The organism is Acidiphilium multivorum AIU301 (genome assembly GCF_000202835.1).
Taxonomy (GTDB): domain Bacteria; phylum Pseudomonadota; class Alphaproteobacteria; order Acetobacterales; family Acetobacteraceae; genus Acidiphilium; species Acidiphilium multivorum.
Genome location: NC_015186.1, coordinates 3627215 through 3649218, shown reverse-complemented (window position 1 = coordinate 3649218; position 22004 = coordinate 3627215). Strand labels below are relative to the sequence as shown.

General features: G+C 68.9%; 21 protein-coding genes. 9 read left to right on the top strand and 12 right to left on the bottom strand.

From position 1 onward, the window contains the following. Positions 1–28: 28 nt before the first annotated feature. Both ACMV_RS16655 and ACMV_RS16650 read left to right on the top strand, forming a co-directional pair. Positions 29–514, top strand: coding sequence for a (2Fe-2S)-binding protein (locus tag ACMV_RS16655; RefSeq protein WP_013641154.1), 486 nt, complete (start codon positions 29–31; stop codon positions 512–514). Further along, a complete protein-coding gene (locus tag ACMV_RS16650) occupies positions 511–2793 on the top strand; it encodes a xanthine dehydrogenase family protein molybdopterin-binding subunit (RefSeq protein ID WP_013641153.1) in 2283 nt (760 codons plus the stop codon). Before ACMV_RS16655 ends, ACMV_RS16650 begins: the two co-directional genes overlap by 4 nt. Before the next feature lie 33 nt (positions 2794–2826). On the opposite strand, the gene pcaDC is transcribed toward ACMV_RS16650, so the two are convergent. After that, positions 2827–3999 carry a bifunctional 3-oxoadipate enol-lactonase/4-carboxymuconolactone decarboxylase PcaDC gene (gene pcaDC, locus ACMV_RS22115; protein WP_013641152.1) on the bottom strand — a complete coding sequence of 391 codons (1173 nt, stop codon included), beginning with the start codon at positions 3997–3999 and terminating at the stop codon, positions 2827–2829. A gap of 185 nt (positions 4000–4184) precedes the next feature. On the opposite strand from pcaDC, the gene ACMV_RS16640 reads away from it, so the two are divergent. From ACMV_RS16640 to ACMV_RS16625, 4 genes are read left to right on the top strand one after another with little or no spacing between them, the layout of a single operon-like run. Further along, positions 4185–5513: an extracellular solute-binding protein gene (locus tag ACMV_RS16640; RefSeq protein ID WP_007424004.1), complete on the top strand. Its 1329-nt coding sequence runs from the start codon at positions 4185–4187 to the stop codon at positions 5511–5513. A 12-nt stretch (positions 5514–5525) separates the two neighbouring features. Next, on the top strand, positions 5526–6404 hold the full coding sequence (locus ACMV_RS16635; RefSeq protein WP_007424005.1) for an ABC transporter permease subunit: 879 nt from the start codon (positions 5526–5528) through the stop codon (positions 6402–6404). Then, positions 6401–7237 carry a sn-glycerol-3-phosphate ABC transporter permease UgpE gene (gene ugpE / locus ACMV_RS16630; protein ID WP_007424006.1) on the top strand — a complete coding sequence of 279 codons (837 nt, stop codon included), beginning with the start codon at positions 6401–6403 and terminating at the stop codon, positions 7235–7237. The genes ACMV_RS16635 and ugpE overlap by 4 nt, the downstream gene beginning before the upstream one ends. After that, a complete protein-coding gene (locus ACMV_RS16625) occupies positions 7237–8307 on the top strand; it encodes an ABC transporter ATP-binding protein (protein ID WP_007424007.1) in 1071 nt (356 codons plus the stop codon). Before ugpE ends, ACMV_RS16625 begins: the two co-directional genes overlap by 1 nt. Before the next feature lie 4 nt (positions 8308–8311). Here ACMV_RS16625 and ACMV_RS16620 read toward each other — a convergent pair whose 3' ends face one another. The 4 genes from ACMV_RS16620 to ACMV_RS16605 form a co-directional block, all read right to left on the bottom strand. Continuing rightward, positions 8312–8902, bottom strand: coding sequence for a peroxidase-related enzyme (locus ACMV_RS16620; RefSeq protein ID WP_041665161.1), 591 nt, complete (start codon positions 8900–8902; stop codon positions 8312–8314). An 84-nt stretch (positions 8903–8986) separates the two neighbouring features. After that, entirely contained in the window at positions 8987–9856 is an 870-nt protein-coding gene (locus ACMV_RS16615) for a LysR family transcriptional regulator (protein WP_007424009.1), read from the bottom strand. 5 nt (positions 9857–9861) lie between these two features. Next, positions 9862–10518, bottom strand: coding sequence for a peroxiredoxin-like family protein (locus tag ACMV_RS16610; RefSeq protein ID WP_012040470.1), 657 nt, complete (start codon positions 10516–10518; stop codon positions 9862–9864). Positions 10519–10653: 135 nt separating this feature from the next. Further along, the gene (locus ACMV_RS16605; protein WP_007424011.1) at positions 10654–10896 is read right to left on the bottom strand and encodes a hypothetical protein; all 243 of its coding nucleotides are present in this window, start codon (positions 10894–10896) and stop codon (positions 10654–10656) included. Positions 10897–11090: 194 nt separating this feature from the next. Between ACMV_RS16605 and ACMV_RS16600 the strand changes: the two genes are divergently transcribed. Both ACMV_RS16600 and ACMV_RS16595 read left to right on the top strand, forming a co-directional pair. After that, entirely contained in the window at positions 11091–11723 is a 633-nt protein-coding gene (locus tag ACMV_RS16600; protein WP_012040469.1) for a cytochrome b/b6 domain-containing protein, read from the top strand. A 5-nt stretch (positions 11724–11728) separates the two neighbouring features. After that, complete coding sequence (locus ACMV_RS16595) at positions 11729–12448, top strand: molybdopterin-dependent oxidoreductase (RefSeq protein ID WP_012040468.1); 720 nt, start codon at positions 11729–11731, stop codon at positions 12446–12448. Here ACMV_RS16595 and ACMV_RS16590 read toward each other — a convergent pair. Genes ACMV_RS16590 through ACMV_RS16580 form a run of 3 tightly spaced genes read right to left on the bottom strand, consistent with a single transcriptional unit; the run spans position 12424 to position 14311 of the window. Continuing rightward, positions 12424–12774, bottom strand: coding sequence for a chaperone modulator CbpM (locus tag ACMV_RS16590; protein ID WP_007424014.1), 351 nt, complete (start codon positions 12772–12774; stop codon positions 12424–12426). The genes ACMV_RS16595 and ACMV_RS16590 overlap by 25 nt on opposite strands. Beyond that, entirely contained in the window at positions 12771–13691 is a 921-nt protein-coding gene (locus tag ACMV_RS16585) for a DnaJ C-terminal domain-containing protein (RefSeq protein ID WP_013641150.1), read from the bottom strand. Before ACMV_RS16585 ends, ACMV_RS16590 begins: the two co-directional genes overlap by 4 nt. A gap of 59 nt (positions 13692–13750) precedes the next feature. Further along, complete coding sequence (locus tag ACMV_RS16580; RefSeq protein ID WP_012040466.1) at positions 13751–14311, bottom strand: HPF/RaiA family ribosome-associated protein; 561 nt, start codon at positions 14309–14311, stop codon at positions 13751–13753. A 156-nt stretch (positions 14312–14467) separates the two neighbouring features. Between ACMV_RS16580 and ACMV_RS16575 the strand changes: the two genes are divergently transcribed. Further along, positions 14468–16363, top strand: coding sequence for a methyl-accepting chemotaxis protein (locus ACMV_RS16575; protein ID WP_007423431.1), 1896 nt, complete (start codon positions 14468–14470; stop codon positions 16361–16363). Between the two features lie 15 nt (positions 16364–16378). Here ACMV_RS16575 and ACMV_RS16570 read toward each other — a convergent pair whose 3' ends face one another. The 4 genes from ACMV_RS16570 to ACMV_RS16555 are packed head-to-tail and all read right to left on the bottom strand — an operon-like array spanning position 16379 to position 21897. Then, a complete protein-coding gene (locus tag ACMV_RS16570; protein ID WP_013641149.1) occupies positions 16379–17800 on the bottom strand; it encodes a rhamnulokinase in 1422 nt (473 codons plus the stop codon). Beyond that, positions 17790–19892: a bifunctional rhamnulose-1-phosphate aldolase/short-chain dehydrogenase gene (locus ACMV_RS16565; RefSeq protein ID WP_013641148.1), complete on the bottom strand. Its 2103-nt coding sequence runs from the start codon at positions 19890–19892 to the stop codon at positions 17790–17792. The genes ACMV_RS16570 and ACMV_RS16565 overlap by 11 nt, the downstream gene beginning before the upstream one ends. 11 nt (positions 19893–19903) lie before the next feature. Continuing rightward, entirely contained in the window at positions 19904–21088 is a 1185-nt protein-coding gene (gene rhaI / locus ACMV_RS16560; RefSeq protein WP_013641147.1) for an L-rhamnose isomerase, read from the bottom strand. Positions 21089–21114: 26 nt separating this feature from the next. Then, complete coding sequence (locus tag ACMV_RS16555; protein ID WP_013641146.1) at positions 21115–21897, bottom strand: DeoR/GlpR family DNA-binding transcription regulator; 783 nt, start codon at positions 21895–21897, stop codon at positions 21115–21117. Positions 21898–22004 lie beyond the last annotated feature (107 nt).

Genomic DNA, 22004 nt, shown 5'->3' with positions numbered 1-22004 from the left:
CGCCGCTCCGGTCAACCAAGGAGGGGCCATGACCCGGAAGCTGGAACTCCACGTCAACGGGCGGGTGCATACGGTCGAGGCGGAGCCCGACAGCATGCTGCTCTACGCATTGCGCGACAATCTCGGCCTGCACGGTCCGAAATTCGGCTGCGGGCTTTCGGAATGCGGCGCCTGCACCGTCATCCTGAACGGCAACGCCGTGCATTCCTGCGTAACACCGCTGCAGGCGGCCGTCGGCCAGAAGATCACCACGCTCGAGGGGCTGTCCTCCGACGGCAAGCCGAACAAGTTGCAGCAGGCTTTCATCGACGAACAGGCCGCGCAGTGCGGCTACTGCATCAACGGCATGATCATGACCGCGCAGGCCCTGATCGATCGCAAGCCGCACGCCACGCGCGACGAGATCAAGACCGCGCTCGAAGGCAATCTCTGCCGCTGCGGCACGCACATGCGCATCCTGCGCGCGGTCGAGCGCGTCACCACGGGTCATGCCGCCCAGGGAGGCACCCCATGAACGCCGTCAACGGCGTCGGCCGCCGCGTCTTCCTGCAGGGCAGCGGCGGGCTGTTCATCGCCTTCAGCCTGTTCGGCCGCGCCGAGGCCGCCGAGGCGCCGCAGAAGATCGGCACCGTCCATGCCCCGCCGCCGGCAGATCGCCTCTATGCCTGGCTCGCCGTGCACCCGGACAACACGGCAACATTGTTCACCGGCAAGGTCGATGTCGGCACCGGCACCGAGACCGCCCTTGCCCAGATCGCGGCCGAGGAACTCGACTTTCCGGTCGATCGGCTCGGCGTGGTGATGGGCAACACCGCGGAAACGGTCAATCAGGGCCCCAGCTATGGCAGCCGCACCATCCGCTATGCCGGCCCGCAGATCCGCCAGGCCGCCGCCGCCGGCCGCGCCGCGCTGCTCGACCTCGCCGCCCGGCATTTCGGCACGAAGGCTGACGCGCTCACGGTGAAGGACGGCGTGGTGTCGGTGAAGGGCGCGCCCGGCAAGACCGTGACCTATGGCAAGCTCGTCGACGGCAAGCGGCTCGACATGAAGATCGGCGCCAGCGGCACCTCGTTCGGCATGAAGGTGGCACCGCAGGCGAAGCCCAAGAACCCGGCGGACTATACGGTCGTCGGCCGTTCGGTTCCGCGCAAGGACATTCCGGGCAAGATCCTCGCCGACTTCACCTATATCCAGGACGTCCGGGTGCCGGGCATGCTGCATGGCCGCGTGGTGCGCCCCTATGGCGTGCATGCGAAGCTGGAAAGCGTCGACGTCTCCGCGGTGAAGGACATTCCCGGCTTCGTGCAGCTTGTCCGGCGCGACAATTTCCTCGGTGTCGTGTGCGAGACCGAGTGGGGCGCCATCCAGGCCGCGGCGAAGCTCGGCTCGGTGCTGCATCCGAAGGGCCCCGATGCCTACCCGGCGAAATGGTCCAAATGGGACGGCCTGCCGCCGATGGACCGGATCTGGGACGTGGTGCGCGACGCCCCCGGCAAGACCACGATGGTCGCCAACCGCGGCTCGGTCGACAACGCGATGGCAACCGCCGCGAAGACGCTGAAGGCCACCTACCAGACGCCGTTCCAGATGCATGGCTCGATCGGCCCCTCCTGCGCGGTGGCCGATGTGAACAAGGAACGGGCGATCTTCTGGTCCGGCACGCAGATGCCGCACGAGGCGCGGCGCGACATGGCGAAGCTGCTCGGCATGAAGCCCGACCAGATCGAACTGCGCTGGTTCGAGGCTGCCGGGGCCTATGGCCGCAACGGGCTCGAACACGCCGTGGCCGACGCGGCGCTGATGTCGCAGGCGGTGGGCCGGCCGGTCCGCGTGCAGTGGATGCGCTGGGACGAGCACGGCTGGGAGCCCAAGGGGCCGCCAATCGCGCAGGACCTCGAAGCGGCGATCGACGCCAAGGGCAACGTCACCGCCTGGCGCCACCGGATGTGGATTCCGACCTTCCTCGACACCACGCTGATCGCCGCCGAGCTGATCGGCCGCCCGGATCTCGTTGGCTCGGTCGGCCACGGCCTGCCGGCGATCACCTATGCCTACCAGTTCGAGAACGCCGAGGTCTCCTCGCATGGCGATGGCAAGGTCGCGCTGCGCACCGCGTGGCTGCGCTCGCCCGCGCAGTACGAGACCACCTTCGCGATGGAATCCTTCATCGACGAACTCGCCGCCGCCACCGGGCAGGATCCGCTGGACTTCCGCCTCAAGCACCTCAAGGATCCGCGCGCGATCGACGTGCTGAAGGCGGCGGCGAAGCAATATGGCTGGAAGCCCCGCCCCGCGCGCGGCCGATCGCCACAGGGCGGCAAGCCCATCACCGGGCGCGGCATCGCCTGGGTGAACCGCGACGACAGCCGGGTCGCGACCATCGCCGATGTCACGGTCGATCCGCAGAGCGGGACGATCCGGGTCGAGCGCGTCGTCGTCGCGCATGATTGCGGGCTGGTGGTGAACCCCGACGGAATCCGCAACCAGGTCGAAGGCAACGTGATCCAGTCGATCAGCCGCACGCTGCACGAGGAGGTCACGTTCGACCGCTCGCACGTGACCAGCCGCGACTGGGTGGGCTACCCGATCCTGCGCTTCAGCGAGGTGCCGGACAGCATCGAGGTCGTGATCGTCAACAACGATCCGAAATACCCGATGCACGGGGCTGGCGAGCCCGCCACCTGCCCGACCGCGGCGGTCATCAGCAACGCGGTCTATGACGCGGTGGGCATCCGGCTCCGCGAACTGCCGTTCCGGCCGGACCGGGTGAAGGCAGCACTCGGCCGGGCCTGACCGCCGGCGCTTCCGCGAGGGCGGCGGGGCGGCCTAGCCGCCCTCCTCCTCCTCGCGGAAGATCGCCTTCGCCATGCGGAAGGCGGAATTCGCCGCCGGCACGCCGGCATAGACGGCAACCTGCATCAGCGTCTCGGCGATTTCCTCCCGGGTCGCTCCGGTGTTGCGGGTCGCGCGCAGATGCAGCTTGAACTCCTCCTCGCGCCCGAGTGACGCGGTGATCGCCAGCACCAGCAGCGAGCGCATCGCCCGCGGCAGGCCCGGCCGGGTCCAGACCTTGCCCCAGGCGGTTTCGGTGATGAAGCGCTGGAAGTCGCGGTCGAACTCCGTCGCCCCGTCCAGCGAACGGGCGACATGGGCGGGGCCGAGCACCGCACGGCGCACGCCGAGACCGGCCTCATACGCATCGCCGCCGCCGCGGGCGGCGAGGAAGTCGAGCATCGCGCGGGTAACGTCCGCTGACTTCTCGACGGTGGGAATATGCGCGGCATTCTCGATGACGGCGAAGCGCACATCCGGCGCCCCCGCCTCGACCAGCGCCGTCATCAGCGCCTGCGCGCTGGCCACCGGCGTCGAGACATCGCCATCGCCGACCAGCACCAGGGCCGGCACCTTGAGCCGGCGCGTCGTCGGCCCGAGATCGGCCATCGCGATCGCCATCGCGCAGCCCGCATAGCCATCGATGCTGGTGCCGCGCAGCATCGCGCGCAGGCCGCGCGCCGGCGGCGCGTCGATGAAGCCGGGCGTCACCCAGCGCGCCAGCACCCCGTCCTCGATCGCGCCGATTCCCTGCCCGCGCACGCTCGCCACCCGCTCGCGCCACGATTCGAGCGAGGGGATCGCCATCGCGGTGTCGCAGAGCATCAGCGCCTCGGTGCGGCCGGGATGCCGCGCCGCGAATTCCTGGGCGATCATCCCGCCGATCGAGATGCCGCCGATGACCGCGGCGCCCACGCCGAGGGCGTCGAGCACCGCGGCGACATCGCCGGCGAGTTGCGCCATGGTGTAATCGCCCGGCGTCGACTCGGTCAGGCCATGGCCGCGCATGTCCGGGCGGATGACCCGGAAGCTCCGCGCGAGCGCCGCGGCCTGGTCGTCCCAAACCCGGTGGTCGGTCCCGAGCGAATGCAGCAGAGCCAGCGGCGGCGATCCATCCCGCCCGTCGATCCTGACATGAACATTGATGTCACCCGCCATCACGAACATCGCCCGCTCCTTCCCTCGCGCCGTTGCCCGGACCATAGGGCCGGCGCGCGGCTCCCGGCAACCGCGGACGGGGCTTGATCGCCGCCGCGCCACGTGATCTTGTCATCAATGTGTCACGTTACTGTCATCGCCATGACATGCAGGCGCGTTAACTGGCAGCGCCAATTCAAAAAAGGGGACTCTGCATGAAACGCCGCACCCTGATCGCCTCGGCCCCGGCCACGGCGCTGGTCGCCGCAACCGCGCGCGCCGCAGCGCCCACCCGGGTCGTGCTCTGGCACGCCATGGGTGGCGCGCTCGGCGACAAGCTGCAGTCGATCGTCGACGCCTTCAACAAGAGCCAGGCGGATTTCGCCGTCGACGCAGTCTACAAGGGCTCCTACCCGCAGGTGCTGACGGCCACCATCGCCGCCTGGCGCGCCGGCAAGGCGCCCTCGATCGCCCAGGTGTTCGATGTCGGCACCGCCGACATGCTCGGCGCCGGCCGCGCCGTGGTCGATGTCTACAAGCTCGCGGAGATGACGGGCGTGCCGATCGAGGCATCCACCTATATCCCTGCGGTGCGCGGCTACTACAGCCTCAACGACGGCAAGATGGGCGCTGCCCCGTTCAACTCCTCGACCGCGCTGATGTGGATCAACGAGGACGCCTTCGAGAAGGCCGGGCTCGACCCCAAGGCCCCGCTCGCGACCTGGGACGACGTGATCAAGGCCGCCCGCGCGGTCAAGGCGAAGGGTGCCGCTGAAATCCCGGTGATGACCTCATGGCCGACCTGGGTGCATTTCGAGCAATTCGCCGCCATCCACAATGTCGAATACGCCACGCTGAATGACGGTTTCGGCGGCCCGAACCCGAAACTGCGGCTCGACTCGCATCCCTTCGTGCGCAATCTCGACACGCTGCTGACGATGCAGAAGGAAGGCTTGTTCCACTACGAGGGCCGCGACGGCAAGCCGAGCCCGATCTTCTATGCCGGCAAGGCGGCGATCACCTTCGACAGCTCCTCGATCTACGGCCAGCTGGTGAAGAGCGCGAAGTTCCGCTTCGCCAACGCCTACCTCCCCTACCATCCCTCGATCATCAAGAGCCCGATCAACTCGATCATCGGCGGCGCCGCCTTCTGGGCGATGACCGCGCCGGGCCGTGGCAAGGCGGAATACGAGGCCGTGGCGCGCTTCTTCAAGTTCATCTCCGAACCGCAGAACGATGCCGGCTGGGCCGAGGCCACCGGCTATGTGCCGGTAACGCTGGCGGGGAACGACTACATCGCCAAGCAGGGCTTTTACGCAAAGCAGCCGGGCGGCGACCTCGCGGTCAAGCAGCTCACCCGCACGGAGCCGACGAAGTATTCGCGCGGCATCCGCCTGGGCGGCATGCCGGAAGTCCGCGTGATCATCGAGGAAGAGTGGGAAAGCGCGATCCAGAACGGCACGCCGGCCCACAAGGCGCTGGCGCGCGCCCAGCAGCGCAGCCAGGCGGTGGTCGACCGCTTCGCCCGCGCCCTGCACGGCTGACCAGCCGGCGCGATGGAGAGACGCACCCTCTTCGGCGGCCGGCTGCTGCCGGCCGTCCTGGTGGCCCCGCAGCTCGCCATCACGATCCTGTTCTTCCTGCTTCCCGCCTGGCGCGCTTTCTCCGAAAGCGTCCAGGCGACGGACGCCTTCGGGCTGAACACCACCTTCGTCGGCCTCGCCAATTTCCGCGCGCTGCTGGACTCGCCGGTCTATCAGGCGGCGCTGCTGCGCACCGTCGCCTTCTGTGCCGCGGTCACCGTGCTGTCGATGGCGGGCGGCCTCGTCCTCGCCTGCTTCGCCAACCGCGGCATACGCGGCCAGTCGGTCTATCGCGTCCTGCTGATCTGGCCCTACGCGATCGCGCCGGCGCTGGCCTCGGTGATCTTCGTCTTCCTGCTCCAGCCGCAGATCGGGCTGCTCTCCAACGGCCTTGCCCGGCTCGGCATCGATTTCAACTACGCCACCAACGGCAACGACGCGTTCGGCCTGATCGTGCTGATCGCCGCCTGGAAGCAGGTGAGCTACAATTTCATCTTCTACCTTGCGGGCCTGCAATCGGTGCCCGCCTCGGTGATCGAGGCGGCGACGCTCGACGGAGCACGGGGCTTCTACCGGTTCCGCACCGTGATCTGGCCGCTGCTCGCCCCCACCACCTTCTTCCTGCTGGTGATCAACACCGTCTACGCCGCCTTCGACGCCTTCGCGCTGATCTTCGCGCTTACCGGCGGCGGCCCGGGCAGCTCGACGACGACGCTGGTGGTCAAGGTCTATCGCGACGGGGTGATCAATCTCGATCTCGGCGGCTCGGCCGCGCAATCGGTCATCCTGATGGCGCTGATCGTGGTCCTCACCACGATCCAGTTCCGCTATACCGGCAAGCGCGCGACATGAACCGCAAGCCCGACTACCTTGCCCACGCCGTGCTCATCCTCGGCGTGCTGATCTTCATCTTCCCGATCTGGGTCGCCTTTTCCGGCGCCACCCAGTCGGCCGGGGCGATCAATCGCGGCGACCTGTCGCTGATCCCGCGCCTCTCGGGCCTGCCCGTGTTCATAAATGCGCTCGGCTTCGGCAACACGGCGAAGGGTGGCGTGCCGATCTGGCACATGATGATGGTCAGCGCGCTGATGGCGCTCGGCATCGCCCTCGGCAAGATCGCGATCTCCTCGATCTCGGCCTTCGCCATCGCCTTCTTCCGCTTTCCCTTCCGCATGGTCGCCTTCTGGCTGATCTTCATCACGCTGATGCTGCCGGTCGAGGTGCGGATCATCCCGACCTATTCGGTGATGTCGGACTTCCACCTGATCAACACCTTCACCGGCCTGACCATGCCGCTGATCGCCTCGGCGACGGCGACGCTGCTGTTCCGCCAGGTCTTCCTCGCGGTGCCGGACGAGCTGGTCGAGGCGGCGAAGCTCGATGGCGCCGGGCCGATGCGCTTCTTCTTCGACATCCTGCTGCCGGTCTCCGGCGCCAATCTCGCCGCCCTGTTCGTGATCCTGTTCGTCTATGGCTGGAACCAGTATCTCTGGCCGCTGCTGGTCGCGACCAACGGGCGGCTCGACACGATCGTGCTCGGCATCGTGCAGATGATCACCTCGGACCAGCTCACGCCCTGGAACCTCGTCATGGCGGCGACCATCCTCGCCATCGTGCCGCCGGTCTTCGTCGTGGTGGCGATGCAGCGCTGGTTCGTCGCCGGCCTCACCGAAACGGACAAGTAATGGCAACGCTGGAACTGCAGGGACTGACCAAGAGCTTCGGCCGGACGACCGTGCTGCACGGCATCGACCTGCGCCTCGCCGATGGCGAGATGCTGGTCATCGTCGGCGCCTCGGGCTGCGGCAAGTCGACCCTGCTGCGCCTCGTCGCCGGGCTGGAGGCGCCGAGCAGCGGCCGCATCCTGCTCGATGGGCGCGACATCACCGATGTCGATCCCTCCAAGCGCGACATCGCGATGGTGTTCCAGAACTACGCGCTCTATCCGCACATGAGCGTGTTCGACAACATGGCCTACGGGCTTAAGCTGAAGGGCATGGCGAAGGCCGAGATCGCGCGCCGAGTGGAGGATGCCGCCGACACGCTGGGGCTTTCGGAACTGCTCGGCCGCAAGCCGCGCGCGCTCTCCGGCGGCCAGCGCCAGCGCGTCGCCATGGGGCGCGCCATCGTGCGCGAGCCGAAGCTGTTCCTGTTCGACGAGCCGCTCTCCAATCTCGACGCCCGGCTGCGGGTGCAGGTGCGCGCCGATATCCGCAAGCTGCAGAAGCGCCTCAACGTCACCAGCCTCTACGTCACCCACGACCAGATCGAGGCGATGACGCTCGCCGACCGGCTGATCGTCATGCACCAGGGCCGCGCTGCGCAGATCGCCCCGCCGGTCGAGGTCTTCGCCCATCCGGCCGATACCTATGTCGCCGGTTTCATCGGCGAGCCGGCGATGAATTTCTGCGCCGCCCGCCTCGGGCCCGAGGGCCGCAGCGCGCGGCTCGATGCCGGGCCGGAGATCGCGCTGCCCGCCGGCTCATGGGGGCGCGAGGGCGCGGGGGTGACGATCGGCATCCGCCCGCAGCACGTGACCCTCTCCACATCGGCCGATGCCTTGCGCGTCGCGATCGACCTGGTCGAGCCGCTCGGCTCGGAGACCCTGCTGCACGGCCATCTCGGCAATGGCGAAACCTTCGCGATCCGCGTCAGCGGGCCGGCGCCCGGCGCCGCCGAACTCGGCGCCGAACTGCCCGCCGAACAGCTCCATGTTTTTGACGGCGGGTCCGGCCGGCGCCTCGCGCCCGGCTGACCGTTCAGGCTTTCGGTAGCCGCCCCATCGCGAAGAATTCCGGATTGGGCTGCATCCCGGCCATGTTGGCGAGCCGGTTCGACATCGCGAAGAACGCCGCGATCGCGCCGATATCCCAGATCTCGTCGGCGTCGAACCCCTGTTCATAGAGTGCCGCGTGATCGTCCGGCCCGACCGTGTCCGAGGCGGTCGCGACCTTCATCGCGTAATCGATCATCGCGCGCTGGCGCGGGGTCAGCCGCGCCTTGCCCGGATTGACCGCCAGCCGGTCGGCGATTTCCGGATCCTTCGCATAGATCCGCAGGATCGCCCCGTGCGCCACCACGCAATAGAGGCAGTGATTGGCGCCCGAGGTCGCAACCACGATCATCTCGCGCTCCGCCTTGCTCAGCCCGGCCGGACGGAGCATCAGCGCGTCGTGATAGGCGAAAAAGGCGCGGAACTCGTCGGGCCGGTGCGCGAGGGCGAGGAACACGTTCGGAACGAAGCCCGCCTTTTCCTGCACGGCGAGGATCTTCTCGCGGATGTCCGCGGGAAGCGCGCCGAGGTCGGGCACCGGAAACCGGCTGATCGCGGCATGCCGCTTGTCGTTCATTGCCACAGCGCCCCTCTCCGGCCTCGTTTCGCGCCACCGCACATTCGGCGCGCTGGGTGGGAAAATCAACCTTGCCGCGGCGGCTCAGAGGCCCCGACCGGCGCGGCAGAGCTTGATGAACCCGGCGACCGCCGGGCCCTGCGGCCGGCCGGCGATCGCGGCGAGGCGCACCTCGCGGCTCAGCGGCGGCTCGGCGAGGCGGCAGGTCACCAGCGGCGAGGGCACCGCCATCCGTTCCGAAAGAAGGGCGATGCCAAGTCCCGCGGCGACGAGATCCAGCATGTGCCCGGTGCCGCCATCGCATCGGCGCAAACGGAACGCCCCGTCGCAGGCCGCGTACAGCGCCTGGGCGAAGCCGCCGCAGCGCTCGCCGTGCAGCAGCACCTCGCCGTTCAGGTCGGCGGCGGTGACGCTTGCGGCATTCGCCAGCCGGTGCTGCGGCGGCATGACCGCGACAGCCCCCTCCTCATAGAGTTTCCAGTGGTTGAAGCGTTCCGGCAGGGCGCAGTCGGCGGGCAGCACCGCGCAGTCGAGCATGTCGGAGAGCATCGATTCGACCAGCATCGCCGCGGCCGCTTCCTCGAAGCGGACCATCAGGTCGGGCATCAGCGTCGCGATCTCGCGCACCGCACCGGCGATCGCCGAGGCGCCGACGCCGGGGCCGAGGCCGATCTTCAGACTCGCCATCGGCTGCCGCCGCCGCGCCTCGGCCAGCGCCGCGGCATTGTCGGCCGCGGCCAGCATCGCATCGAGATGCGGCAGCATGGCCCGGCCGAGTTCGGTCAGTTGCGTCAGGTTGCGCTCGCGATAGACGAGCGGGCCGCCCAGCTCGTCCTCCAGCCGCTGGATCGCGCGCGTCAGCGCCGGCTGGCTGACATTGCAGGCCTCGGCGGCGCGCGTGAAGTTCAGCAGCCGGCTCAGCGCGACGAAATAGCGCACTTGGGTCAGCTCCATCGCGTCTACTCCCGTTCCGGCGCGGTGAGGCGGCGCAGCGCGGAGAGGATGCGCTCGGGGGCGGCGCGGCGGGTGAAGTCGACATTGACGAAGCGCCAGGCCACGCGGCCATCGGCATCGAGCAGGAACACCGCTGGTATCGGCAGAAATTCCGCGCCGTTGTCATGGCGGTCGGCAAAGTCGATCCCTGCCCGCATCAGCCGCGCCCGGTAGATCGGCGGAATCCTGAACACCACCCCGGCGGCGAGTCCCACCCCGCAATCGACGTCCGACAGCACGTCGAACATCGCGCCGTGGTTGCGCTTCGCCTCCCGCGCCCAGGGACCGATATCGGGGGTGAGGGCCATGAGCGATGCCCCCGCGGCCTCGATCTCCGGCAGGGCGCCCACCAGCGCATCAAGCATCAGCCGGCAAAACGGGCACCATTCGCCGCGAAAGAACTGCACGAGGACCGGCCCCCGCGCGAGGCGGCTGGCGAGCGAGACGAGCCGCCCCTCGGTATCCGGCAGCACGAAATCCGGAAACGTTGCCTCCTCCGGCAGAACGCTGGGCAGGAAGCCGTTGGTGCTGAGTGTGGTGAAGACTTCCTCGTAAGCGAGGCGCACCGCCTCGTCGGCGGTGCGGCGGTCGCGTTCTGCCTGGAGTTGTTCATCTAGGCCCATGGCCGGTTCGGTCTCCGTCACCTGCAGAGTGTAGCAAAGCCGCCATCCCGATCAATTCCCGGCCAGAGCCGGGACGACCGGGCGGCGGCTGCGATGCGTCGGGGCATCGTCCGATCCGACAGGATCGGGCGCGTCCTACGAGGCGGAGTGACCCATTGCGCTGTGACCCATCTTGTCGTGCCCCATCTTGTCGTGACCCATCGCGTTGTGACCCATGGCGGTGCCGTGGCCCATCGCATTGTGGCCCATGGCGGTGGTGTGGCCCATCGCGCTCTGGTGGCTCATCGTGTCATGCCCCATCGCGCTGGTGGTCTGCGCCTGGGCGACGCCGGCGACGAGGCCGAGGGCAAGGGCGGTCGTGGCGAGAATGCGGATCATGGTGGTCTCCTCTGTCTGGGGGGCGGCGCCCCGGTCTGGTTTCTCGCGGACCGGTGATCGTCGTCCGCCCCGCAAACATGACCGGCCCGGCGCAGCCGATCCAATGCCGTTTGGTCATCGTTTCGATACCTCGACCCGGGCACGGCGGCGGGCGCATCACGGCGTCATCGCAACAACAGGCGAGGAAACCGACAATGCGCCGACACCGCCCCATCCACCCCCTGCCGCTACGCGTCATGCACTGGCTGAACGCGGTCGCCATCATCACGCTGATCGGCAGCGGCTGGGAGATCTACGATGCCTCTCCCTTCCTGCCCTTCACCTTCCCGCAATGGGCGACGATCGGGCAATGGCTGGGCGGGGCGATCGCCTGGCATCTCGCCGCGATCTGGCTGCTGATGCTCAACGGGCTCGCCTATCTCGCCTGGGGCACGGCGAGCGGCCATTTCCGCCGCAAGCTCCTGCCGGTGACGCCCCGCGCCGTGCTGCGCGACATCTGGGCCGCGCTGCGCCTGCGCCTGCCGCACGAGGTCGGCGTCTACAACGCGGTGCAGCGGCTGCTCTATCTCGGCGTCATCGCCCTCGGCATTCTCGCCGTGCTGTCGGGGTTGGCGGTCTGGAAGCCGGTGCAGCTCTGGTATCTCTCCGATCTGTTCGGCGGATTCTTCGATTCCCGCATCGTCCACTTCATCGCGATGGCCGGGATCTCCGCCTTCCTGATCGTCCACGTCCTGCTGGTCGCCCTGGTGCCGCGCGTCCTGCCCGCGATGATCACCGGCGGCCGCCTGCCCGATCCCCTCCCCAAGATGACCGAAGCCGCGGAGTAAGATCCATGAACACGCGCCTCAACCGCCGCGCCCTGCTCGGCCGCAGCCTCGCCTTCGGCGCCGCCGCCAGCCTCACCGGCTGCGACTACGACAACCTCAAACACCCCGACCTCGCCGACCGCGCGCTCACCGCGATGTCCCGCTGGAACGACGAGGTGCAGGCCGCGCTGTTCGATCCGCACACGCTGGCGCCGACCTTCCCGGCCTCCGCCATCACCCGGCCGCCGCGCTTCAACGCCTTCTACGGCATCGACCAGGCGCCCCGCGTCGATCTCGCCACCTGGCGCCTCGGCCTCACCGGCCGCATCGGCGACAAGCGGCCCTGGCGCCTCGCGGAGCTGCGCGCCCTGCCGCAGGAAAGCCAGATCACCCGCCTCGTCTGCGTCGAGGGCTGGCGGGTGGTCGGCCAGTGGGGCGGCGTGCCGCTCGGCCATTTCCTGCGGCGGGTCAATGCCGACCTGAAGGCGCGCTATGTCTCGTTCCACTGCGCCGACGGGTATTACGAGAGCATCGACATGGCCTCCGCCCTGCACCCGCAGACGATCCTGGCGCTCGACTTTCTCGGCGCGCCGCTCACCGCCCCGTTCGGCGCCCCGGTGCGGCTGCGGATTCCGACAAAGCTCGGCTACAAGAACCCGAAATCGATCGTCGCCCTCGGCGTCACCAACACCTTCCCCAGCGGCTACTGGGTGCGGCAGGGCTATAACTGGTTCGGCGGCTCCTGAGCGGCGGCGATGTGTTCGAGCACCACGCGCCGCGGTTCCTCCGGAGCCGCGGCGATCGCCTCGGCCAGCGCGCGCATCCGCCGGCGGGCGTCGTAAAGCTGGTCGAGCAGCGAGAGCACCACCGGCATCGCCTCCTCGTCCACCCGCAGATCGGCGGCGAGCTCGTGGATCAGCCGCACCCGCGCGATGTCGATGCCATGGAACAGCCAGAGTCCCTCCGCCCGCTCCGGCCGCACCCATTCCAGCGCCACCCAGCGTTCGAGATCCGCCCGGGCCAGCCCCGCCACCTCGGCGATCACGACATCGATCGTCACCCCGTCGCTCATGGCGGCACCTCCGTCTCCGTCATCCCGGCGCGCGGATCGGGCGTCTCCTCCGGCGTCCAGCCGCGCAGGAAGGTTTCCAGCGCCGGGTCAGACTTGCCAATCACAACGCGCAGCGTGGCATAGAGATCGCCCGCGGCGGCGGCGCCATGCGCCGGCACGCCGCGCCCGCGCAGCCGCAGCACCGTGCCGCTGTCCGAGCCCGCGGGAATCCGCATCCGCACCGCGCCGCCCGGCGTCGGCACCTCGACCTGCCCGCCCAGCACCGCCTCGGCCAGCGTCACCGGCAGATCGAGCCGGATATCCTGCCCTTCGCGGGTGAAGAAGCGATGCGGCGCCACGCTGACGCGGATCAGCGCATCGCCCGCCGGCCCGCCATTCCATCCCACCCCGCCCTTGCCGCGCAGGCGCAGCAGTTGCCCGTCCTCGGTGCCGGGGGGAATCCGCACGTCGAGCGTGCCGCCATCGGGCAGCGACAGCCGCCGCGTGCCGCCGACCACCGCCTCGACGAAGCCGATCGTCATCGAATAATGCCGGTCCTGCCCGCGCCCCGGCCCGCCGCGCCGTCCGCCGCCGCCACCGAACATCGAGCCGAACATCGCCTCGAGATCGTCGGTGGTCCAGGCGCCGCCGCCGCCGTAGCGCGCGCCCTCGCCGGTCTCGGCATAGTCGCGCCAGGTGCCGTGCCGCGCGCGTTCCTGCCCCTCGGCATCGATCTCGCCGCGGTCGAAGCGGGCGCGCTGATCGGCGTCGGACAGCAGATGATAGGCCGCCGAGACCTCCTTGAACCGCGCCTCGGCCGCCGCGTTGCCGGGGTTGAGGTCGGGATGATGGTCCTTCGCCAGCCGGCGATAGGCCCGCCTTATGTCATCCTGCCCCGCATCGCGCGCCACACCCAGAACGTCGTAAGGATCCTTCACTCTGCCTCATCCCGGAACAGCGTCGTCTGTCGCGATCAAAGCACGCCGCGGGACGGCTGTCAGCCGCCCCGCCCGGCGGGGCGCACGAGGCTCGCCTGCGGCCCGTCCCGCCCCTCGGCCACGGCGAGGCGCACATCATCGCCCACGCGCAGCCGCGCGAACCCGTTTCCGGCCACGCTGTTGCGGTGGAAATACACCTCGCGCCCGTCATCCGTCGCGATGAAGCCATAGTCGGCATCGGCGACGAACCGGACCACCTGACCATGGACCAGCGCCTCCTCATGGTGCTTCACCGCGTCGTCGAGCCGCCGCGCATGGTCCTCCAGCTTGCGTACCGCGGCATCGAACGCGTCGCGAACCGCGACATACGGATCCTCATGCGCGTGGTTCTCCGGGCTTTCCCGGTTGATCACGATATCGCCCCGCGGCACCGCGATCTCGATCCGTGCGCGGTAGAGCTTGCCCTTGTGGTGATGCCGGTGCGGCGCCTCGATGATGACATGGCAGCGCAGGATCCGCGCCTCGAACCGGCTCAGCGCCTCCGCCTTCTCGCGGATGCGCGCCTCGAGCGCGGGGGAACGGTCGATGTCCTTGAAGGTGATCTGCAGCGGCACGGTCATTGCGACTTCTCCTTGGCTCTTGCCTGTCACATGAACAGCCTAGGCCTTCATCCGCCCGCCGCATTGACCGACGTCAAGACGCGTCCGCCATTCCCAATCTTTCGTTAAGGATTTTCTGTTTCCCTGCGCGCAGTGCACAGACATCGGGAGTATGGCGTGCTTCACAAGCTTTCGATTCGTCATCAATTCGCGGCGATCGGCCTTTTCGGTATCACCATGACGATTGCCGCCCTGGTGATCAGCCTGCTCGGCGCCTATCACCTCGAACTGAACGCGAAGAAGGCGGAAGTCCGCACCCTGGTGAACAATGCCGTCGCCCTCACCGGCTCCTTCGTCCGCCTCGCCAAATACGGCGCCCTGACCGAAGACCAGGCGCAGGGCCTGGCTCTCGAGATTCTCGGCGCCGCCAGGTTCGATCACGGCAACTACTATTTTGTGGACGACAAGGACGGCACGATCATCCAGCACGCCAACAAGGCCCTGATCGGCACGAACCGCAGCAACACCAAGGATGCCTACGGCACCTACATCATCCGGCCGATGCTGAAGGCGGCACTGGCGGGCCACCCGATCTTCCACGAATACTACATCCCGAAGGCCGGCTCGAAGACGCCCGAGGCCAAGATTTCCTACATGGCCAAGGTGCCCGGGTGGAACTGGGTGATCGGCACCGGCATGTATGTCAGCGACCTGCGCACCTCGTTCTGGAGCAACGTTGCCCGTTTCGTCGGCATCTTCGTACCGGTCTTCCTGCTCTTCCTGGTCGCGATGTATTTCATCCAGCGCAACATCGCCGGAATCCTGAAGGCCATGACCGGTGCGATGGCGCGGCTCTCGAAGGGCGACCTGAAGGCGGAGGTGCCCTATGTCGCGCGCGCCGATGAAATCGGCGGCATGGCCCGGGCCGTCGAGGTCTTCAAGGCGGCAGGCATCGAGAAAGCCAGGCTCGAAGCCGAGGCGGCCGCTTCACGCGCGGCGCGCGAGGCCGAGGCCGCACGAAGCGCGGCCGAGCGCGAACAAGCGGCGCAGCAACTCGCTTTCGTCGTCGAATCCATCGCGACCGGCCTTGAGAACCTCGCTGCCGGGCGAATTACCTATCGCCTCAACACGTCCTTCGCCGCCGAATACGAACGCCTGCGCACCGATTTCAACGCGGCGATGGAGAGGCTTCAGGACACGATGCGGGTGATCGCCGCGAACACCTCGGCAATCCGCTCCGGCACCGGCGAAATCGCCGCCGCCGCCGACGATCTGGCGCGGCGCACCGAACACCAGGCCGCAACGATCGAGGAAACCGCCGCCACTCTCAGCGAAATCACCGAAACCGTCAGCGGCACCGCAACCCATGCCGCCCATGCGCGCGAGGCCGTCAGTGCCGCCATGGCGGATGCCGGGCGCGGAGGCGCCGTTGTCGCCCGCGCCGTGGCCGCCATGGGCGAAATCGAGACCTCCGCCGAGCAGATCGGCAACATCATCGGCGTGATCGACGAAATCGCCTTCCAGACCAATCTCCTTGCGCTGAACGCCGGCGTCGAGGCGGCCCGCGCGGGCGATGCCGGGCGCGGCTTCGCGGTCGTCGCCTCCGAGGTGCGGGCGCTGGCCCAGCGCTCGGCCGATGCGGCGAAGGAAATCAAGGCGTTGATCTCGAAATCGAACCAGCAGGTCGCCGCCGGCGTCGATCAGGTCGGGCAGACCGGCAAGGCGCTGGAACGCATCGTGGCCCAGATCGCCGAGATCAACCAGGTCGTCAGCGACATCGCCAGCGGCGCGCAGGGCAATTCCGCCCGCCTGCTCCAGGTCAACGATGCCGTGAGCCAGATGGACCAGGCGACCCAGCAGAATGCCGCGATGGTCGAGGAGTCGACCGCGGCAAGCCACAACCTGGCGCGTGAGGTCAAGCAGCTCGCAGCCCTGATCCACCGCTTCGATATCGAGGAGTCTGCTCCGGCACCGGTGCGCTCTCCGGCTCCGGCCGAACGGCCGGCCGCGGCACCGCCCGCCCGGCGCATGCCGGAACCGACCATGGCCGATGAAGGCTGGGAGGAGTTCTGAGGCGAAGCCGCGCCATCACGCCTCGGCGCGCGGCGCATATCGCGCCAACGCGGCCGACCGGCGCATCACCGCGCGCGCGTCCCCCGCGTGGATGACGCCGAGAGCCTCGGCCTGCAGCAGCAGATTGCCAGAGGTCGTCGCCTCCACCGGCCCGGCCACGACCTCGAGCCCCACCGCATCGGCGATCGCCTGATTGAGCAGCGCCATGCGCGAGCCACCGCCGACGACATGCACGGTCCGGCTCCGCCGGTCCGCCACCCGGTCGACCATGCGCAGGGTGCGGGCGATCGCCTCGCCCAGGCTGTTCAGGATCACCCGCGTCGTCGCCGCCTCGCTATCGGGCGCGCGTCGTCCGTGCGCCGCGCACCAGCGCGCGATGCGCGCCGGCATGTCCATCCCCGGCTGCAGGAACAGCGGGTCCTCGGCGTCGATCACGGTGTCGGTCGCGACCTTTTCCGCCGCCGCCAGTAGCGCCTCGATCGGCGGATCGCCCCAGCCGCGCATCGATTCCTGCAACAGGAACAATCCGCTCGTGTTGCGCAGCAGCCGCGTCGTGCCCCGCACGCCCTGCTCGTTGGTCACGTTCGCCTCCCGCGCCGCCGCGGTCAGCACCGGCGCCGTCACCTCGATGCCGGTCAGGCACCAGGTCCCGCTCGAGACGTAGCTCCAGGGCAGATCGTCCGCCGCCGGAATCGCGGCGACGGCACTCGCGGTATCATGCGTCGCCGGGGCCACCACCACGGCGCCCTGCAGCCCTGTATCCGCCGCGATCTCCGGCAGCAGCGGACCCAGGACCGTTCCGGGCTCCACCAGTTCCGGAAACATCGCGGGATCGAACCCCGCCGCGGCGATCAGCGCCTCCGCCCAGCCGCGACGCACCGGATCGTAGAGCTGGGTCGTGCTCGCATTGGTATGCTCGGCGACGATCCGGCCGGTGAGCCAGAAGTTCAGCAGGTCGGGCAACATCAGCAGATGTGCCGCATGGTCGAACAGGCGGGGCGCATCCCGCCGCGCCGCGACAAGCTGCGGCAAGGTGTTGATCGGCAGGAACTGGATGCCCGTGGCGGCATAGATCGCCTCGCGCGGCAGCCGCGGCGCGATCAGGTCATAGGCCCCCGCGGTCCGCTCGTCGCGGTAGCAATGCACCATGCCGAGCGGCACCCGGTCGGCATCCAGCAGCGCGTAATCGACGCCCCAGGTCGTCACGCCGAGACTGGCGACCGCCCCCCCGCGCGCGATCTTGCGCAGTCCGTCCCGGATTTCCTGCCACAGCCGCAGCACATCCCAGTAGAGATGCCGGCCGAGGCGCACCGGCCGGTTCGGAAACCGGTGGACGATCTCGAAATCCAGAACGCCCTCCGTGACCGCGCCGCAGGCGACGCGCCCGCCGGAAGCGCCGAGATCGATCGCGACGTGGCGCGGCGCCTCAGCGGACATAGGCCGCCGGCACGCCGCCATCGACGGTCAGCACGCCGCCGGTCGTCTTCGCCGAAAGGCCGGAGGCGAAGAAGAACACGGCCTCGGCCACATCCTCCGGCAGAATGTTCACCTTCAGCGTGGTGCGCGCGCGGTAATGCGCTTCCAGCTCGTCATCGCTGATGCCATAGGTCGCGGCGCGATCCGCCCGCCAGGCGGAATTCCAGATCGAGGATCCGGCCAGCACCGCGTCCGGCAACACCGTGTTCACCCGGATCCCGGCGCCGCCGCCCTCCTCGGCGAGGCAGCGGGCCAGGTGCAGTTCCGCCGCCTTCGCCGCCGAATAGGCACCGGCATTGCGCCCGGCCGCGACCGCGTTCTTGCTGGCGACGAACACCAGCGACCCGCCGCCCGCCTGCGCGCGCAGGATGCGGAAGGCCGCGCGGGCGACGAGGAAGTAACCGGTCGCGAGAATGTCGAACTGCACCTGCCAGTCCGCGAGGCTGGTCTCCTCGATCGGCGCGCTGCGGCTGATCCCCGCGTTGTTCACCACGACATCGACGCCGCCATAGGCCAGCACCGTCTCCTCGAACGCCGTGCCGACGGCGGCCTCGTCGGTCACGTCCACGCTCGCCGCCATCGCCCGCCCCGCGCCGCGCGCCGCCACGATGGCGCCGGCGACCTGCGCGGCCCCCTCGCCATTGCGGTCGGCGATGACGACATGCGCGCCGTCGCGCGCGAGCCGCGCCGCCACCGCGCGGCCGATGCCGCTCGCAGCACCGGTCACCAAGGCGACATGCCCGTCCAGCGGCTTCGGCGGCGGCTTGCGCGAAAGTTTGTAGAGCTCGAGCGGCCAGTATTCGATGGCGTAGCTTTCCGCATCGCTCAGCGTCTCGAAACCGCCGACGCTGCCGGCATGCCGCATCACCGCGATCGCCCGGCGATAGAGCTGGCGCGAGACCTCGGCAGCTCCGATATCGGCGCCCGAGGTCACCATGCCGAGGCCCGGAACCAGCACGATGCGCGGATACGGCGCCGCCATGCGGTCGCCCACCGCCGCATGCGCCGCGAAATACGCCTTGTAGGCGTCGGCGAATTGGGCGATTCCGGCCTTCGCCGCGGCCAGCAGCGCCGCCGTGTCCCGCTCCGGCGTCCAGTCCAGCACCAGCGGCACCCGCTTGGTGTGGACCAGATGATCGGGACAAGCGGCGCCGCGCATCGCAAGGTCGCGGCATGCGGCGGCGCCGACGAACTCCAGCACCTCGTCATCATCGTCGACGCGCAGCACCACCTTCCGCCCGTCGCCCAGCACGCCGGCCATCGCGCCGCGCAACGCGGGCAGCAGGGCGGCGAACAGGTCTTGCCGGCGCGCCGCCGCCGCGGCCTCCACCCGCGCCGCCCCGAACGGCGCATCCGTGGCGCGGGCCGCAAGCCAGGCCTCCGCCTCCTCGATCACCGCGATCGTCTTCGCGTAGCATTCCGCCGAGGTCTCGCCCCAGGTGACCAGCCCGTGCTTGCCCATCACCACGCAGTCGAGCCCCGGATTGTCGCGCACCGCCGCGCCGATCATGCGCGAGAGCGAGAAGCCCGGCCGCACATACGGCACCCAGGCCGCGCGCGCGCCGAAGATCTCGCGCATCAGTTCCTCGCCGCGCGGCGAACAGGCGATCGAGATGATCGCGTCGGGATGGGTGTGATCGACATGCGGCGCCGGCACGAAGGCGTGCAGCAGCGTCTCGATGCTCTGCCGCGGCCGTCCGGGCTCGAACACGGTGCGTTCGAGATAGGCGGTCATCTCCTCATCCGACATCTCTTCGCGCGCGAACAGCGGGTCGATCTCGTCGAGCTTCAGCGCGGCGAAATCGGTCTCGTTTATGCTGCCGAGATCGCTGCCCGATCCCTTCACCCAGAGCACCCTTGTCTTCCGGCCAAGGTGATCGGTCTCGACCGATTTCACCGAGGTATTGCCGCCGAAGATGTTGACGATGCGGCGGTCGGCGCCGAGCAGGCGGGAGCGGTGCGCCAGCGCGGCGAGCCCCTCGCCGGCGGGCGGCGACGAGGCGGCCCAGCCTGCGCATCGTTTATCGGGCACGCGGCCCAGAACGTCCTTCATCGGCTCTCTCCTCAGTCCCCATAGCCGCTGGCGGCGGCGGCAGTGCCGCGGTCGCGGCGGATCTCGCGCAGATACGACCCGTCGCGATGCGCCATCACCGGATCCTCCGGGAGGTTGCGCCGGCGCCGCCAGCCGGCGAGCAGCGGGCGCACATCGGTGCGGAACGCCTCCATGACGATGCGATGCGCGCCCAGCACGTCCCCCGCTTCCTGGGCAGCGGCCAGTGCTGCGCGATCGATCAGCAGCGCCTTCGCATAGGCCTCCTGGCAGTTCAGCACGCTCAGGATCATGCCCTCGATCTTTTCCTCGATGTTGAAGCTCTGATCGATCATGTATGAAACCGTCCGGGCGCAGGCGGCGGTGCCCGTGTCCGCATCCGCCTCGGCGGCGACGAGCTCGGCATAGATCAGGAACAGTTCGAGCGGATTGACCGAGCCGACGATCAGGTCGTCATCGGCATAGCGGCGGGCGTTGAAGTGGAAGCCGCCGAGCTTGCCCTCGTCGAGCAGCACGGCGACGATCGATTCGATGTTCACGCCCTGCGCGTGATGGCCGAGATCGACCAGCACCGCCGCCTGCGGCCCGATCGCCCTGGCATGGGCGAGCGCCGCGCCCCAGTCGGCCAGATCGGTATAGTAGAAGGCGGGCTCGAAGAACTTGTATTCGATCAGCATGCGCGCGCCCTTGGGCAAGAGTGCCGCGCAGGCTTCGAGCCCGCCGCGCAGCCGCCGCCGGCGGGCGCGGAAATCGTCCTGCCCGGCATAGTTGGTGCCATCAGCGAACCACAGGCTGAGATCGGTCGAACCCGTCGCCTTCATGATCGCGATGCATTCCTCGAGATGCGCCGCCGCCTTCGCCCGTACCGCCGCCTGCGGGTGGGTGAGCGAGCCGAGGCGGTAGTCGTCGTCCTGGAACAGGTTCGGATTGATCGCGCCGATGCCGATCCCGCGCGATGCCGCGAAGCGGCCGAGCGCCGCCGGATCGTCCACGCGGTCCCAGGGAATGTGCAGGGCGACGCGCGGCGCGATGCCGGTCTGCCGGTGCACCTCGGCGGCATCCTCGATCTTTTCCCACACGCTGCGGGCCGCGCCCGGCAGCGGGAACGTCTTGAACCGCGAGCCGGTATTGCCGAACGCCCAGCTCGGCGTCTCGATCGCCTGCGCATCGAGCCGCGCCATCACTGCTTCCTGGTCCATGTGTCCTCCCTGCGCCGCCGGCGCGTTCACACCGCGACGATCACCCTGATGTCGGCTGCCTCGAGCGCCGCCATGTCCGCATCCGCCGGCGGCCGGTCGGTCACCAGCACGTCGATCTCGTCCATCGCCGCGATGGTCGCGAGCGCGCGGCGGCCGAATTTCGATGAATCCATCAGCGCCACGGTCATCGCGCCGGAACGCAGCATGGCGCGCTTCGCCCCCACTTCCGGCAGATGCGAGTCGGTCAGCCCCAGCGCGGCATGAAAGCCGCGCGCCGAAAAGAACACCTTGTCCGGATGCAGGCGCGACATCGATTCCTCGAACAATACCCCGGTGAACGAGCGGGCGGGCCCGTGGAACGCGCCGCCCACCATCACGAAGGGCACAGCACTCGCGGCCAGCGCATTGGCGGCGTCGAGCCCGGAGACGATCGCCGACACGTTCCGGTCATGCACCATGCGCACGAGGGCGAGCGCCGTGGTCGAGGCATCGAAGGCGACGGTGTCGCCCGGCGCGATGAGCGACAGCGCCGCGCGGGCGATCGCCGTCTTCGCCTCGGTGTTGCGGGCGGCCCGCAGCTGGTGGCTGATCTCCTCGCCCATCCGCTCGCGCAGCCGCGCGCCGCCGCGCACGCGCTCCATCAGCCCCTGGTCGACCAGCGCGTCGAAATCGCGCCGGATCGTCATTTCGTGAACCCCGAACTCCGCTGCGAGATCGCGCACACGCACCACGCCGCCGCCGAGCGAACGGCGCAGGATGTCCTGCTGGCGCTCCGAAGCCGGAATGTCCTGGCGTTGCGTTTCGCTCATCCTGCTGTTTGAAATCCCTGACAATCTAACATCATCATGTGCACTATAAGATCATCGCCGTTCAAGAATATCAAGGCTTGAGCATGAATTTTTCGATCTCGAATATT